Origin of the sequence: Chryseobacterium sp. JUb7 (assembly GCF_024806495.1) — a bacterium.
Taxonomy (GTDB): Bacteria; Bacteroidota; Bacteroidia; order Flavobacteriales; family Weeksellaceae; genus Chryseobacterium.
Map to the genome: position 1 here is coordinate 185,989 of NZ_JANUFF010000008.1, position 16,570 is coordinate 202,558.

13 protein-coding genes and 2 tRNA genes are annotated in these 16,570 nt (G+C 35.8%); 6 read left to right on the forward strand and 9 right to left on the reverse strand.

Annotated features, from left to right (window positions below):
* Positions 1 to 7: 7 nt before the first annotated feature.
* From M2373_RS15490 to M2373_RS15500, 3 genes are all read right to left on the reverse strand, one after another.
* Positions 8 to 718: a hypothetical protein gene (locus M2373_RS15490; RefSeq protein WP_259111954.1), complete on the reverse strand. Its 711-nt coding sequence runs from the start codon at positions 716 to 718 to the stop codon at positions 8 to 10.
* 233 nt (positions 719 to 951) lie between these two features.
* Entirely contained in the window at positions 952 to 2,115 is a 1,164-nt protein-coding gene (locus M2373_RS15495) for a T9SS type A sorting domain-containing protein (RefSeq protein WP_259111955.1), read from the reverse strand.
* Positions 2,116 to 2,242: 127 nt separating this feature from the next.
* Complete coding sequence (locus tag M2373_RS15500; protein ID WP_259111956.1) at positions 2,243 to 2,959, reverse strand: LytTR family DNA-binding domain-containing protein; 717 nt, start codon at positions 2,957 to 2,959, stop codon at positions 2,243 to 2,245.
* Between the two features lie 293 nt (positions 2,960 to 3,252).
* Here M2373_RS15500 and M2373_RS15505 point away from each other — a divergent pair, with 293 nt between their 5' ends.
* From M2373_RS15505 to M2373_RS15520, 4 genes are all read left to right on the forward strand, one after another.
* Positions 3,253 to 5,136 (forward strand): DNA topoisomerase IV subunit B, encoded by a 1,884-nt coding sequence (locus tag M2373_RS15505; RefSeq protein ID WP_259111957.1) that lies wholly within the window; start codon positions 3,253 to 3,255, stop codon positions 5,134 to 5,136.
* A gap of 94 nt (positions 5,137 to 5,230) precedes the next feature.
* The gene (locus M2373_RS15510) at positions 5,231 to 5,707 is read left to right on the forward strand and encodes a hypothetical protein (RefSeq protein ID WP_259111958.1); all 477 of its coding nucleotides are present in this window, start codon (positions 5,231 to 5,233) and stop codon (positions 5,705 to 5,707) included.
* A 6-nt stretch (positions 5,708 to 5,713) separates the two neighbouring features.
* The gene (locus M2373_RS15515; protein ID WP_259111959.1) at positions 5,714 to 8,299 is read left to right on the forward strand and encodes a DNA gyrase/topoisomerase IV subunit A; all 2,586 of its coding nucleotides are present in this window, start codon (positions 5,714 to 5,716) and stop codon (positions 8,297 to 8,299) included.
* A 10-nt stretch (positions 8,300 to 8,309) separates the two neighbouring features.
* Entirely contained in the window at positions 8,310 to 8,963 is a 654-nt protein-coding gene (locus M2373_RS15520) for a rhomboid family intramembrane serine protease (protein WP_259111960.1), read from the forward strand.
* Positions 8,964 to 9,018: 55 nt separating this feature from the next.
* Here the strand turns inward: M2373_RS15520 and M2373_RS15525 are convergent, their stop codons facing one another.
* From M2373_RS15525 to M2373_RS15550, 6 genes are all read right to left on the reverse strand, one after another.
* Positions 9,019 to 10,272 carry a hypothetical protein gene (locus tag M2373_RS15525; protein ID WP_259111961.1) on the reverse strand — a complete coding sequence of 418 codons (1,254 nt, stop codon included), beginning with the start codon at positions 10,270 to 10,272 and terminating at the stop codon, positions 9,019 to 9,021.
* Positions 10,273 to 10,383: 111 nt separating this feature from the next.
* Positions 10,384 to 12,876, reverse strand: a complete 2,493-nt coding sequence (locus M2373_RS15530; protein WP_259111962.1) for a T9SS type A sorting domain-containing protein — start codon at positions 12,874 to 12,876, stop codon at positions 10,384 to 10,386.
* 425 nt (positions 12,877 to 13,301) lie between these two features.
* On the reverse strand, positions 13,302 to 14,153 hold the full coding sequence (prmC, locus tag M2373_RS15535) for a peptide chain release factor N(5)-glutamine methyltransferase (RefSeq protein WP_259111967.1): 852 nt from the start codon (positions 14,151 to 14,153) through the stop codon (positions 13,302 to 13,304).
* A gap of 1 nt (position 14,154) precedes the next feature.
* Positions 14,155 to 14,913: a peroxide stress protein YaaA gene (gene yaaA / locus M2373_RS15540; protein ID WP_259111963.1), complete on the reverse strand. Its 759-nt coding sequence runs from the start codon at positions 14,911 to 14,913 to the stop codon at positions 14,155 to 14,157.
* Between the two features lie 4 nt (positions 14,914 to 14,917).
* On the reverse strand, positions 14,918 to 15,628 hold the full coding sequence (locus M2373_RS15545) for a CPBP family intramembrane glutamic endopeptidase (RefSeq protein ID WP_259111964.1): 711 nt from the start codon (positions 15,626 to 15,628) through the stop codon (positions 14,918 to 14,920).
* Between the two features lie 29 nt (positions 15,629 to 15,657).
* Complete coding sequence (locus tag M2373_RS15550; protein WP_259111965.1) at positions 15,658 to 16,269, reverse strand: L-threonylcarbamoyladenylate synthase; 612 nt, start codon at positions 16,267 to 16,269, stop codon at positions 15,658 to 15,660.
* A gap of 101 nt (positions 16,270 to 16,370) precedes the next feature.
* On the opposite strand from M2373_RS15550, the gene M2373_RS15555 reads away from it, so the two are divergent.
* Both M2373_RS15555 and M2373_RS15560 read left to right on the forward strand, forming a co-directional pair.
* Positions 16,371 to 16,443 (forward strand) — tRNA-Met (locus tag M2373_RS15555).
* A gap of 38 nt (positions 16,444 to 16,481) precedes the next feature.
* Positions 16,482 to 16,554: transfer RNA gene (locus M2373_RS15560), tRNA-Met, on the forward strand.
* Positions 16,555 to 16,570 lie beyond the last annotated feature (16 nt).

Here is a 16,570-nt window from a genome sequence, read left to right on the forward strand (position 1 = left end):
GATCATATTATTTATCAGTAAATACTCCGACAACAGCTCCTACAATCATACCAATTGCTCCTCCTACAACCATTCCTACAGGGAAAGCAATTAGTCCTCCGACTGCAACTCCTACCCCAAAGCCTATCATACCGCCCCAAATAAAGTTAGGTGTTTTTCCAAATACATTTTTACTGTAATTTCCTTTTTCGTCATTTACTTTAAAATCATTCAGATTTTTGATAATGCTTTTTTCATAATCCGGAAGAGATTTGAAATCTGAATTCACATCCAAATTTGAAATCGACTGCATGTTGATCATTTTTGCCAGAGTTTTCGCGGTGGTAGAAAGACTGGTCTGCTGTATAAGAGTATCAAACGGTGTATTCAAATTGCTTATCGTCTTTGCAATAATCTCCTTCACCTGATCAAGTTTTAATTGCTGATCTACAGGAATCTGGGCTTTTAGATAAAATTCATCAAGATCACTCTGTGTCAGTACATAGTTTTGCCCCGCAGCCTTCACTTTATTTCCTATATAATTTGCAGCAGCATTAAAAGGATTTGAATTTGCAAAGTAGTCTCCATCGACAAATTTAAATGAAAGGGTGTTTATATCAGGTATCGTGGAGGTGATTTCCTGTACAGGTTCTGTAATGGTGTTGTCTTCACTGCATGAATAGAAGATCGTAGGTGATGTTACAAGTCCGATTACTGTTAAAATAGTTTTTGTTTTCATATAATAATTAGTTTGGTAATGATATAAAGGTATCAGAAAATTGACTGTAATGATATGGCCAACACGTAAGTATATTTAGATTTTGATTAAGTGTGTCGATTTTTCGGATAAATGGTTTTAAAGGCTTATTGATTTTTGATTATTTCTGAAGGCTGATATACTAAAAAAGATCATCCGCAGATGATCTTTACTTGTGGGAGACTTTGTGAAACTTGTTTATGAAATTTTTTGCACTATTGGATAAGCATCTTTTTTGAGCCTGCTACTTTTCCGTCAATGGTCATCTGATAGATATAAGAACCGCTCTGGATACCTGTAATATTAATAGTTCCGTTTCCTTTATCTTTCAGGGAAATCGTTTTTACAAGTTGCCCCGAAATATTATAAACGGAGATAGCTGCCTGTTTTGAGCTTGCCGGAAGGTAATATTTTATGTCTGTTTCTCCTTTTGCCGGATTGGGTGTGTTTTGATACAGTCTTGCTCCATCAGACTCCGTGCTTAGATCTGCGCTTATTTTATTTTGCTTTAAAAGATCTTTCAGTTCCTGGATTTCTTTTTTAAGCTCGTCAATCTGAGTCTGAAGTTCTGCCGGATTCTGATGATCAGACTGCCTGTTAATTATACTGGTGGCAATCATTACGTTTCCGTCATTGTCAACAACCAAAGCACGACCTGATCCGCTAGGTAAGCTCTGTAGACGAACAGTTCCTACAGAATGAAAATTAGCCGTGGGAGCAGTTGTTCGTACTCCTACAAACTGATCTTTGATGAGCATTGTAGAAGTTCCCGACATTCCCAGCATGATAGAGCGGGGGATGGTATTGGTTAATTTTGCTCCTGCTGTTCCCGATCCTATAACAAAAGAACGGTCGCCGGTGGTTGCCAGATCAATTCCGAAGCCTCCGGAATAAAACGTTCCAAGATCGATACCTACTCCAACGGCAAACTGGTTGGCGTCTCGAATCGTATTTGCCCATCCCAGTGCCACAGATTTTCCAGCTGAATTAAGAACCGTATTCAATTGACCTGCGACAATATTTCCGCCACCGCCGGATGAAAGATTATTTTCCCAGCCAACAACTAAAGAACTGTTTACATCTGAACCCAAAACATTCCCAATTCCGGCTACCAGACTTCCTTTGGCATTCACTGTATTGGAATTATTGACTCCGTCCACAACAAAAGATCCCGAGCTGGTCAGTGAGGCCTGTCCCGGATTGGAGGTTGCCCCGTTTACTCTTAGAAATAGCGGTACAATTCCTGTAGTTCCAACATAGTTTAAGCTGCTTGTTGTAGCATTACCGGTGGTAAGCCATTGTTGTCCGTTAACAATTCCTGTTGAAAATAACAGAACGGCAATTGCCAGACTTTTCATGTTTAATAGGTTTCTTTTCATAATTACTAATCTTTGATGATTGATTTTCTCAAAAGTATCAAAGCATTATTGATGCACCTATTATAACTGATTAAGTGTCTGTGCTACGTTGAGCAGTTGTTATTATTTTTCAATTAGTTGTGAAATATTAAGCTATTTTTTGTAAAAAATCATTCTTTTTACGGACCGAAACATCAAGAACGGAATTGTCAGTCATTACGACCTGTCCTCCTTTTCCTTTAATATACTCTTTGAGGTGTTCAAGATTGATCAGATGTTTATGATGTATTCTGAAGAAATTATGATCCGAAAGGTGCTTTTCAAAATCGTATAATGTTTTGGAAACAATTACTTTGGTTTTGTCAGCAAGATAAATGAATGTATAGTTGGAGTCTGCCTCACATCGGATAATCTCATCAATATTTACCCTTTTAAAACCCTGTAGTGTAGGAAGGTTTATTTTGCTCTGAAAAGTAGGGTTGAGTGGGACAATTTTATTCTTTCTGAAGTTTTCCAGAGCCTTATTGATTGCTTTTACAAAATCGATTTTTTTTACAGGTTTCAGAAGATAATTGCTGACTCCTTTTTTGATGGCCTGGATGGCAGACTTTTCTGAATCGGTAATAAATATAATCTGTGAATTTTCCTGATAACGTAAAAAAAGATCGCCCGTGTTGTCATCAATTAATTTTGAATTCAGGAAGATTAAATCTGAAGATCTCTGTGACAAAAATTCAAAAGCCTGCAGAATGTTATTGGTTTTGAAGGTAATTTCAAATTCCGGAAACTCACTTTTTAATAATAATGAAATATTATCTCCATCATCGTGCTCATCAATGATACAAGTTTGTAAATTGTTTTCCATAATGCTTTGAGTTTGGTTTTTAGTTTTAATTAATTTTTGTTTTTAGCAGTAATTTTTCATCTGGTTTTATTATTTTACTATTTTATATTGAAATTGTTTAATAAATATCATGAAATTTAATAAATATTAATAATATTTTAAATTCATTTCTCCCGTTGCGTTGAATAATGTAAATATATGATTTCATTAATAATAATGCAACACTTAAACTAAAAAATTAAGAAAAATGGATTAAAAAAATCTGGTGTATTTTTAATCAAATTCGTATTTTTGTATGTTTGCTGAAATAACGTATGTCACAAGAAATAAACCCAATCTATTCCGAAGATAATATCAGAACCCTCGATTGGCAGGAACATATCCGCTTGCGCCCCGGAATGTATATCGGGAAGCTGGGCGATGGATCGTCTGCTGATGATGGTATTTATATTTTACTAAAAGAAATTCTGGACAACTCTATTGATGAGTTCCGAATGAAATCCGGTAAAAGAATTGAAATAAAACTAGACGATGGTAAAGTTACCATTCGTGATTTTGGTCGTGGAATTCCGTTGGGAAAAGTGGTAGACGCTGTTTCTAAAATGAATACCGGAGGTAAATACGACAGTAAAGCCTTTAAAAAATCGGTAGGTTTGAATGGAGTCGGTACAAAAGCGGTCAATGCCCTTTCTGATTATTTCAGAGTCCGGTCTTTCCGTGAAGGAAGGATGAAAATCGCTGAGTTTTCAAGAGGAATTATCACCGAAAATCATGATGAAAAAGATACCTCGGACAGAAACGGTACCGAAATTTCTTTCATTCCAGATGCAGATATCTTCCTGCATTTCAAATACAGAAAGGAATATATAGAAAGGATGCTGCGTAACTACGCGTATCTGAATCCCGGATTAAAGATTTTTTTCAATGGGGAAACATTCTTTTCCGAAAACGGTCTTAAAGATTTGTTGGATGAAGAACTGGAAAATGAAACACTTTATCCGATCGTCCATCTGAAAGATAATGATATTGAAGTCGCTATTACGCATACCGATAAGTCTCAGACAGAAACTTATTTTTCTTTCGTTAACGGACAGAATACAACGCAGGGAGGAACACATTTGAATGCTTTCCGTGAAGCATATGTGAAGACGATCCGGGAATTTTTTAATAAAAATTTTGATGCGTCAGATGTCAGAAAATCTATTGTTGCAGCGATTTCCATCAATGTAGAAGAGCCTGTTTTCGAATCTCAGACAAAGACAAAGTTGGGATCGAATGATATGGGACCTAACGGACCTACTGTAAGGACATTTATTATCGATTTTTTAAAGGGTAAATTAGATAATTTCCTGCACAAAAACCCTGAGATTGCCGAAGCAATTCAAAGGAAGATTTTAATTTCCGAGCGTGAGAGAAAAGAGCTTTCGGGAATACAGAAACTGGCAAGAGAGAGAGCTAAAAAAGTGTCTCTTCACAATAAAAAACTTCGTGACTGCAGACAGCATTATAACGATCAGAAAAATGAAAGAAAAGGGGAAACTCAAATTTTCATTACCGAGGGAGATTCCGCATCCGGATCGATTACTAAATCCAGAGATGTGGAAACGCAGGCTGTATTTTCACTGAAAGGTAAGCCGTTGAATTGCTATGGATTAACGAAGAAAGTAGTCTACGAAAATGAAGAATTTAACCTTCTTCAGGCCGCTTTAAATATTGAAGAAAGTCTGGAGGATCTAAGATATAATCAGGTGATTATTGCTACCGATGCCGATGTGGATGGTATGCACATTCGTCTGCTGATGATTACATTCTTCCTTCAGTTTTTCCCGGATATTATTAAAAACGGACATTTGTTTATTCTTCAGACTCCTTTGTTCAGAGTAAGAAATAAAAAAGAAACAAGATATTGCTATTCGGAGGCAGAAAGGGTAAAAGCATTAAATGAGCTGGGGAAAAATCCGGAAATAACTCGATTTAAGGGACTTGGAGAGATTTCTCCTGACGAATTCAAACATTTTATCGGGAAAGATATACGTCTTGAACCCGTAGTGTTAGGAAAAGATCAGACAATAGATCAGTTATTGGAATTTTACATGGGGAAAAATACCCCGGACAGACAGATGTTTATCCTTGAAAACCTTGTGGTAGAAGACCCGGATATTGATAAAAAAGAAATATTGGATGAGATAGAAAACTAAAAATAACCAAAAAACTAAGAATCGAAAAAAAAACTAACCAAGCATAACCAGTAAAACTAAAATTAAACGAATCACAAAATAAAGATACAAATATATGAGACTTAGTAACCGAAATAAAGCTTCGGTGTATAACTTTATAAATACACTTCTGCTTTTGATATTGGTGTTTGGAATTTCAGCATTTTTGCTGGAAGAATTTAGATTTAACATCTTAGGTGTGGAAAGTTATCTGCTGATTATTATTCCTATAATTATGATGTTGGCTTTTCATCTTACCGGCAGACAGATTTTTGAATATGACAGCGATGGAGAAGCGCTGCATTTCAGAAACCGAAATATTATTCCGTTTTTGGATAAACCGTTAAGTGACGAGTTTCCCAAATATAAACTGATGAGCTATGAAGTGATCGATGTTTTCTTTGTGAAGAGGTTATATATTAAAATCTCCAGTAAAAATAACGGATCTACCATGCTCAAATACGAAATTTCATATTTAACAAAAAAAGAAGTTAACGACTTAAAACTCTCTTTAAATAAAGTCGTGAAAGCTAATAACGAGAAAAAGTATTAAACGTAAATGACGACAGAAGAATACTCGCATGAAGGTGAGAGCTTAAAAAAGGTATCGGGGCTTTATAAAGACTGGTTTCTGGATTATGCCTCTTATGTAATTTTAGACAGGGCCATTCCTTCAGTATATGACGGTTTTAAGCCTGTTCAACGAAGAATCATGCATTCCATGCGGGAGCTGGAGGATGGACGATACAATAAAGTAGCCAATATCGTAGGAAATACCATGAAATATCACCCTCATGGTGATGCCTCTATTACGGATGCGATGGTAGGAATAGGGCAGCGAGAACTTCTGATAGATACTCAGGGAAACTGGGGAAATGTCTTCACAGGAGATTCCGCCGCTGCGGCAAGATATATTGAAGCAAGACTGACTCCTTTTGCACTGGAAGTGGTTTTCAATCCCAAAACAACGGAATGGGCAAAATCGTATGACGGAAGAAATAATGAACCGATCGATTTACCCGTAAAATTCCCGTTACTGCTGGCTCAGGGAGTGGAAGGTATCGGAGTAGGGCTTTCTACAAAAATTCTTCCCCATAATTTTAATGAACTGATCAATGCTTCAGTTGCTTATCTGAAAGGTAAAAAGTTTGAGCTTTTCCCTGATTTCCTGACGGCAGGTTATCTGGACGTATCCGAATATAATGATGGACACAGAGGCGGAAAAGTAAGAGCCAGAGCAAGAATTACCCAAATGGATAAGCATCTGCTGGTTATTTCTGAACTTCCGTTTTCAAAAACGACAAGTGATCTGATCGATTCTGTTCTGAAAGCCAATGAAAAGGGTAAAATTAAGATTAAGAAAATTGAGGATAATACATCGGATAAAGTCGAGATTTTAATTCATCTTCATAATGATGTATCACCAGACAAAACAATTGATGCTCTGTATGCATTTACGGATTGTCAGGTGACCATTTCTCCGAATGCCTGTGTCATCGTGGGTGACAAACCAATGTTCCTGAATGTCTCAGAGATTTTAAGAATGAATACAGATCATACGGTTTCATTGCTTAAAAAAGAACTCGAAATAGAGCTTCACGAACTACAGGAAAGCTGGCATTTCTCTTCATTAGAAAGGATTTTTATAGAGAACAGAATTTATCATGACATCGAAGAGGTGAAAACCTGGGAAGATGTTTTAAAGACAATTGATATCGGATTAAAACCTCATACCGGACATCTTTTGAGAGCTGTAACGGAGGAAGATATCTTAAAATTAACAGAAATCAGAATTAAGAGGATCTCAAGATTCGATTTAGATAAATTTAAACAGAATATCGCTTCTTTAGAGGATAAAATAGAACAGGTAAAACATCATCTTCAAAATCTTATTCAGTATGCTATTGATTATTATTTAAATATTCAGAAGAAATACGGAAAAGAAAGACAGAGAAGAACTGAATTGAGAATTTTTGATACCATTGATGCTACAAAAGTAGCGGTGGCGAATGAAAAGTTCTATGCCAATTTTGAAGAAGGTTTCATAGGAACGTCTCTGAAAAAAGATCAGTATTTATTTGACTGTTCGGATATTGATGATATTATTACTTTCAGAAAAGACGGAAGCATGAAGGTGGTAAAAGTAGAGGCTAAAACCTTTATCGGAAAAGATATTCTGCACGTTGCCATCTGGAAGAAAAATGATAAAAGAACGGTATATAACATGATTTACCGTGAGGGGCGTGAAGGTCCTTATTATATGAAACGTTTTTCGGTAACGGGAGTGACGAGAAATACCGATTATCCTCTGGCGTCAGATAAAAAAGGTTCAGAAACACTTTATTTTTCTGCCAACCCGAATGGGGAAGCTGAAACAGTAACGGTTTTATTAAAACCTAATCCGAGAATCCGAAAAAATAAAATGGATATCGATTTCTCAGAATTAGCGATTAAAGGACGTGATTCAAAAGGAAATCTGGTAACAAAATATTCCGTGAAAAAAGTAGATCTTAAGGAAGAAGGGGTTTCTACTCTGGCACCAAGAAAAATCTGGTTTGATGATACGGTAAGAAGACTGAATGCTGATGGTAGAGGTACTTTGCTCGGAAATTTCAAAGGAGATGATAAAATATTGACGGTGAATACAAACGGTGAAGCGAAACTGATAAGTTTTGATCTTGGAAACCGTTTTGATGACCAGTATCTGATCCTTGAAAAATGGAGACCGGCACAGCCTGTGACCTGTATCTATTACGACGGAGAAAAAGATATCTACTTTATCAAGAGATTTTTATTTGAAAATACAGTCAATGTACAGACATTTATGCCTTCTGAGCATCCGAAATCATTTATTGAAAATGTAATCGTAGCCAATGGCGTAACAGCTGAAATTATTTTTGCAAAAGACAAAGGAAAAGATCGCGATCCTGAAACGGTTAATGTAGATGAATTTATTACTGTAAAAGGCATCAAAGCGATCGGAAACCAGTTTACTAAATTTAAAGTAAAAACGATCAATATTACCATTCCGGAGCCTGAAGAAGAAGAGCCTGAGGTGTATGAAGAACCTGAGCCAACAGGAGGAACAGATGAAGACGGAATGATAGGGGACTTATTTCAAAGTGATGAAAGTCCGGAAAATTAAAAATTAAAAAATGAATATTTTAATATTAATTATAGCTATCACTGCGGTCATTAGCTTTGTAGCACCCAATGGAAGCAGTAATTTTGAGAAATATAAGTTCAGTGTAGGAGCAATTATGAATAGAAAGGAATATATTCGTTTGCTTTCTTCAGGCTTCCTTCATGCAGATATTATGCATCTTGTATTTAATATGATGACATTGTATTTCTTTGGACCGATTATTCTTCAAGGGTTTGGAAATCTAGGATTTATATCGATTTATTTCGGATCTATTTTGCTGGGGAATTTATTTTCACTCTTTATTTATCAGAGACAGCCCTGGTATTCGGCTATAGGTGCCAGTGGGGGAGTTTCCGGAATTTTATTTGCGGCCATAGCAATGCTCCCTACTACAGGAATTTATTTATTTTTTATTCCTATTCCAATTCCTGGTTTTATTTTCGGGTTAATATATTTCAGTTATTCTGTTTATATGATGCTGAATCCTAACCAACATGATAATATTGGTCATGCGGCGCATTTGGGAGGAGCATTTTTCGGTTTGGTGTATGCAGTGGCCACACAGCCACAGGCTGCAATGAGTAATGCTTTGTACATAGGAATCATGGCACTTCCATTAATTTATTTAAGTTATGAAATCTTTATAAGAAAAAGAATAGGATAATGATTCTATCTTTAATATACACAGACCCCAATGGCTTGCCATTGGGGTCTGTGCTTTAAACGGTTTCAATTTTAATTTGATCGGCTAGATACTTCGGGAGTTTTTTTACTGAATTGATGATTTTTGCATTGTTGAATTTTTTTTCCGTTTTACTTTTTGTGTATCCATTACAGTTGGTATAAAGAAAGTAAGCTAATATTCTGTTGTAGTCATCAAGCTTTTCATCTTCAACCATCGTGAGCATTTGAGCTAAAAATAAATTTTTGTCTTTAGATTCAGAAATTGCTCTTCCCAATCTTCCGATATTTCCGTAATAGTGATTTTTCTCGGGATTTTCTACCCTGAAAATGGTACCGAATAAAAGATCGTGAACATTAATATCCAGTTCCTCCAGTTCTTTGATGTAAGTCTGGCGATCCTTCCATGCATAGCTTCCATCCGAAACTCTTTCAAAACGGTCATTCATAATATCAAGATGAGATTTCAGAAAAACTTCCCAATTGGCTACATCAGCTGATAATAATGCCATATTAATACCCTGTATTCGGGGGCTTTGGTCATTGCTGCAAGACCCTACTGCCTGTTCGGACCTCATGTTGTCAAGTAATTTTTCTTTTTCTTTTTTTGAAAGTTTTTGCCAGTTTTTCGGAAGGCTAACAAACGAACTAAACCTTTCATTCTTGGCATTTTCTTTAAATTTTGTGGATGAAGTATCGATCAGGCAATCAGAATAGACAATTTGTTTTGAGTATTTTTGATCCAGCGGAATGCTTTTAAAGTTTTCTGGAAAATAAAAAGCCTCAATAGATTCTTGAGAATAGGATGTTTTATCTCTGTAAACATAGGCCCAGGTATTTTTGGCTGGTTTTTCATAAAGATTTTTTTTATAATCATTTTCTATATAAAGATCTTCATCATCGATAAGGGACATTTCTTCGTATCGTATAATCTCTTTATCCTGATAATTTTTGGCTCTGGTTTTTAAGATAAGGGCGTCTTTTTCTATTTTTGCGTTAGGGTATTTCGCCATAAAATCTTCAAAAGAAATATTGTTGTCCATGTCTTTTTTTGCCTGTAAAACATGATTAGAATCTAAGCGAATAATATGGCCTTTTGTCTGGGGTTTCGAATAAAAAATCTTATTCAGATCACAGGTTTTGTATTTTAGATGTAAAGAATCTACAATTTTTTCCAATTTAGTCATGGTGTTTTCATTGTAAATCAACCCGTTCTTAAAGGTCGTAAATTCCTGAGCTGAAATAGAGGTGAACAGGGCTGCTGCGAAAAGAGTACCTATTTTTTTTAACATGTTATTATCAGTTTTTTTAACAACGGAAATCCTGGTTAAAATATTATCCGGATAAAATAAAACCGCCCCGGAAATTCCGGAACGGTTAAACAAAAATGTTTAAGACTAATTTTATTTTTTAATGACGGTTTGATTGATGATTCCTTTATTTGTTTTAATGGATAGAAAATAAATTCCGGAATTTAAGTGACTGATATCAATAGTCTTTACGTTACCTTTTATCTCCTTTACAATTTTCCCTGTATTATTGGAAATTATAATCTGCTCAATATCATTTACATTTGAAATAGTGAATGTCGTCTGAACAGGATTAGGATAGATAACAGGTTTTTCAATATTCATTTCTCCCACAGTTGGTTTTCCAGTGACTGAATACTGTGTCTTAATATAATAAAGATTGGCAACACTTCCTTTTGTGATCGTATGAGAGCCGGCAGTCAGATTCGGAATTGTTACGACTCCAAACGAAGCTGTGTACGAATTTCCGTCCACTTTTACAGTTCCGCTGAAGCTAGGGTCAAAAACTAAGGTTAAAGACGATAAAGCAGTTGTTGTATAGCTTACCGTTGTAGAAGATTCTATTTTTAATCTTTTGGTTAAAGTTAAACCGTCATAGGTTGTAGAACCGTCAGTGGAGTTCATACTTGCAGAGGTAAAACTATAGAAAGAGCTGCTAAGGTTTGACGCTGTAAAATTATGAATTTCATTGCCCTGAGGATTTGGAGTAGTCGTTGTTACCGTAATGCTTCCGGTTCCTGATACCGGAGTTCCGGATGATCCTGAGGTAGTTACGGTGAAATCTACATCGGCAGTCGGAGTTCCTGAAATAGTAAGTGTTTTTGTAGAGGTATTTTTAACAAAACTGATTCCTGAAGCAGGAAGCCCGCTTACAGTAACATCGGCAGCTGTTCCTCCCCATGTGAAGACCATTGGTGCTATGGCAGTTCCTGTTGTTACAGTCTGGTCATTATTAGAAGCAATAACTAAAGTTTGTGAACTCACCGGAGTAGAAGATTCTCCCTGTACAAAAACCAGTGAAGAGGTATAATTCTGCAGTAGAGACATCAATCCTGCATTTACCGCATCAGAAGTGTCATCTGATGCATTATTGAAGGTCCATGATATATCTCCACCCGAAATTCTTCCGGAATATTGCATCGTTTTATCTTTGGCCACTGTTGGAGCATCCGGAACTAATGAATTGACATACAAAGAGGCATTGGTATCAAAATTATTATAGGTTCCGCCTCCCAGAAAAGCTTTGATATTTGTTCCTAAAACTTCATTTCTTGTTGAAGAAACATAAGCGTCAAAATGACTTGAAGCAGTTGTAGAATAAGCTATAAAAGAATTCTGGCCCGTCATAAAGTTATTAAAAGCTTTTACAACACCACCGTTTTCACCTGAAAAAGTTCCTACAGATCCATTGGCAACATCGGTTCCTTGTTTTGAAGTCAGGATAGGATATTTACAGTTTCTGAAATAATTTCCTTCCACAAAAACAGAAGAGCCCATGGTAGAACCTACACCATATTTGGAATTTCCATCATAATAATTATTGTACACATGGGCAGAATAATATCGGATACGAGGGTGTCTGGAGTCAGAATGATCAAACCAGTTATGATGGTACGTAATATACAATCCGGAGGTTGTCCCTTCACTCAGTCCCAAAAGACTGCTTTTCCCGTTATCCCAGAAATGATTGTAAGAAAAAGTGATATAAGTGGATTTTTTGGCATCCAGAGCGCCGTCACCTTTCGCCTGATCTGCATCACCACCGGGTTTTCCGTAAAAAAGATCATTGTTGTGTGCCCAAATATAGGTATTATCCTGCTGTAAACTTAGATTGTCGCCTTCTCCGGCATCGGTAAGCATAAATCCAAGGTTTCGGACTTCGATATTGGTTGCATTTTTAATTCTGATTCCCCATCCGTTGATTACGGCATCAGAACCTATTCCTTCAAGGGTTATTGAACTTGAAGCATTGCTTTTATTTTCAACCACGGCATCTCCGTTGAGAAGATAGCTCGGATCTTTAATATTTCCAATAAATCTTATAACCAGAGGACGGGTATCATTTCCTTTTTTAAAACCGTCCAAAATCGTTTGAAGCCCGACACAAGGATTGGAATTGGCTCCTGTAACATTCAGTGATACTGTATTTTTAGTAGATTCAGTGATGTAAAGAACCACTGCATTTGACTTTAATGTTCCGTCGAGATTGTAGGCCCCCGGAATTCTTCCGTTGCTATGGGCAAATCCTGTTCTGTCGTGAGGAAGAACAGTGACTGAAGAGGTTGTAGCGGCAGTGCCTTCCACATTACCGGTTACGGGAACAATTTTAATAGAGTAATTTCCTGCTGCAAGCCCGGGAATATCGGCTCTGAAATAAGATCCATAGCTTCTTATGAGTTGGTTATCAATAATTTTATTGGTAAATCCTCCTCCTGTATAGTAAACGCGATAACTGTCAGCGCCACTCACGGGAGTCCATTTTACATAGGCAGATTCCAGCCAGCCGGTAGCCTGTGTAATCGAAACCTGAGCTTTCAGTAGAATCGAACTGGAAAGCAGCATAAAATAAGTGAAAATTCTTTTCATGATTAATAATTTTTGAGTTGATTTAAAATGTATTTAATAATGTGTAATCGATTACACACAAATATATATAAATATTTGAATTAAATCATTTTGTTGTGAAATTTGTTTTAAAAAAGCTCTGAAAGTCTTTATTGTAAATGTTTTCACGAAATTATTTGAAAATATGTTAATCGTATAACCTTCGTGGGAAAGTTAAATGATACTTTCCTGAATAATCAATATAGAATCGAAAATGATATTTAATTACGAAAAATTGAATAAGAGAAAATCAGTTTTTTAGGTCATGACAGACTAGGCCGGATCCGTTGGTTGAAATCCAGATTTATGAAGATTATCATCCATTTCTATAAATCTTTTTCATCGTAGCCAGCTGTCTGTTCACCACAATCTGACAAAATTTATGAGTTTTTGGCTTGGTTATCATTTTATTTTATCCCGAAAATAAAACGGTCATTTTCTGATAAATCTTTTATTAGTTGTGCTTCTGTGAAATCATGACGGTACAGTTCCAATGTTTCAGGACCTAACTTCTGATTAATTTCTAAAAAAAGAAACCCATTTTCATTGAGATATTTTTTTGAATCTTCAGCAATTTTTCTGTAGAAAATCAATGCATCAGAAGTTGGTGAAAAAAGGGCCATCATGGGTTCAAATCCTTTCACGGAGTGTTCAATTTCCTTTTCTTCATCAGTACCGATGTATGGGGGATTTGAAATAATAATATCAAAGTTTTCATTAAGGTCAAAATTCAGATAATCACCGTGGACGAACTTAATATCAAGCTGATGGAAATCTGCATTTTTTTGAGCAACTTCCAAAGCTTTTTCAGAAAAATCGATACTTGTAATCTGAGTTTCAGGGAAATGTTTTTTTAAAACCAAAGGAATAACACCGCTACCGGTTCCTATATCAAGTATTTTTAAATTTTGAACATTAAATAATGAGTTTTGAACTTTTCGGATGACCAGCTCCAAGAGTTCTTCTGTTTCAGGACGTGGAATAAGAACGTTTTCATTCACAAAAAATGACATTCCGTAAAATTCTGTTTCGCCCAGAATATGCTGATAAGGCTTGTTGGTTTTTAATTCTGAAATAACATTCAGTAACTTTTTTTCGTCATCAGTTAATAAGGGCTGTTCAGAAAATCTTCGCTGATGAAAAGAATCAAAGCCTGTAATTTTTTCAACAAAAATAGAGCTTAAAAAAGCAGCTTCCGAATCGGTATACAACTCGGAAAGTGCTTTTTTGAAATGGTTTTTAAATTCTGAAATCGTCATGTTATCTTGTGAATACCAGTTTTGTATCTGTTGACTTTTCTTCATCTATTCTATACCCTTCATAGTTGAAAGCTTTCACATCATCCAATGTCTGAGCATTGTTTTCGGCACAGAACCTTACAACTAAACCTCTGGCATGTTTGGTATAAACTACAATGGTTTTTAATTTTCCTTCTTTCAGTTCGTAAAAATCAAAATCAATTACGGTATGGTTTAATTTTTTACGATCGACGGCTTTAAAATATTCATTACTTCCAAGATTTAAAAGAATTTCGTTCTTTTTCATTTCAGAATTAAGCTGTTCTGTGATTTTATCTCTCCAGAATTCATACAGATTTTTATATTCATCGAATTGGAAAGGTCTGCCCATTTCCAGCCTGTAAAGCATTACTTTATCAGAAGGCTTCAGCAAACCGTACAATCCGGAAAGCATTCTGTAATTTTTCTGTAAATAATCCACAGCACTTTTATCGAGAGTTTTGGCATCCAAACCTCTGTACACTTCTCCTGTAAAAGCAAACATGGCCGGAGCAGACTCTTTAGCCGTAGGTTTTGCTTTCCATTTTTGGTTTCTCTCCCAGTTCTCATCAGCTAACTTGGGTGAGATTTCCATTAATTCAGAAAGATATTTCGGTGATTTTTCTTTTAAGTAAGAATGTATAAACGTTGCCTCTTCAATGAATTTCGGACTTGTAGTTTTCAACAGATCTGTTGTATTGTCAATATTCATTAATTTGGCAGGGGATGTTACTATTTTCATAATGTTAAAATGCAGATAAATGTTTGATATCAATAAAATTCAGGATCATCAGAGAAATAAAATCATACATAAAATGACAGATAATAAGAATTTTAATGTTTGAATATTTTTTATAAAAAACGGCAAAAACAATGCCTATAAAGGCAGGTACTACAACCTGACCAACTGTTCCGTAAGTACTGTGAAGAATTCCAAATAAAATAGCTGAAATGAATATTCCGAAATATTGATTATTGTAAATTTTTTCAACTCTGGGCTGTATGTAGCCTCTCATCAGAAGTTCCTCAACAGCACCCGCCGTTAAGCATGTAAAGATAATAAGTAAATAATTATTTTTAAATAATGAGCTCAGCTGAACCATCTTGTCACTGTACTTTTCCTGTGTTAACATTTGAATAACAGCATTTAAAAAAGCTCCTCCAAACAGACATATAAAGTACAGTGAGATTATAAAACCGATATAAAATCCCAAGGGGTATTTTTTTTCTTTCCAGAGTAAGAACGGATTTTTTTCAATATAAAAATTATAGAGAAAAATAATCAGGAGTACGAGCCAAAGGGCAATTCTTGTAAAAAAGAATTTTTCAGCCGTTATATGAATTGTTCCGGTGACGAAATTAATAAACGGGAAAATAAACAGCATGACCGCTGTCAGTAAAACAAATGTAAAAACAATCCCTAAAGAATATTTTCCATTCACGCTCAGATTGCGCATAAAAATTGATTACCTTATTGAACTTTAAACTAAATAATTCCTTTTCCCTGTCTGATAATTTCAGGCTCTCCGGAAGTAAGGTCTACAATAGTGGATGCTACATTGTCACCATATCCCGAGTCAATCACGATATCAACCAGGTGGTCGTATTTTTCGGCGATAAGTTCAGGATCTGTAGAATATTCCAGGACTTCATCATCATCTTTAATGGAGGTTGAGGCAATCGGATGACCCAGTTTTTCTACAATAAGCTGCGGAATGGGATGATCCGGAACACGGATACCGATTGTTTTGTGACCTTTGTATGCCAGTGGCAAACTTTTATTGGCATCTAAAATAAAAGTAAAAGGTCCCGGAAGATGACTCTTTAAAAACCTGAAAACAGAAGTGTCAATAGGTCGTGTAAAGTCGGAAAGATGGCTGAGATCATTACAAATGATAGAAAATTTTGCTTTCTCAAGCTTCATTTTTTTAAGTTGAGCCAGTTTTTCCATGGCTTTTACATCAAAAATATTACAACCTAAAGCATAAATTGTATCGGACGGATATATAATTAATCCACCATTGTTTAAAGTTTTAATTACCTCATTAATAAGATTTTCCTGAGGATTATCCGGGTAAATTTTCAATATTTTTGCCATAGAACAAAGATACAAATAATAAAATAGTTTTTATAAAAGTCCTTTATTTAAAAGGAAAATTAGGATTTTAAAAAAATAGCCGTATATTTGCAATCCAATATCGCGGGATGGAGCAGTAGGTAGCTCGTCGGGCTCATAACCCGAAGGTCATCGGTTCGAGTCCGGTTCCCGCTACTAAGTAAGTGCTTTCGGTAGGCACTCTAAAGATACACCGCGGGATGGAGCAGTAGGTAGCTCGTCGGGCTCATAACCCGAAGGTCATCGGTTCGAGTCCGGTTCCCGCTACTAAGTAAGTGCTTTC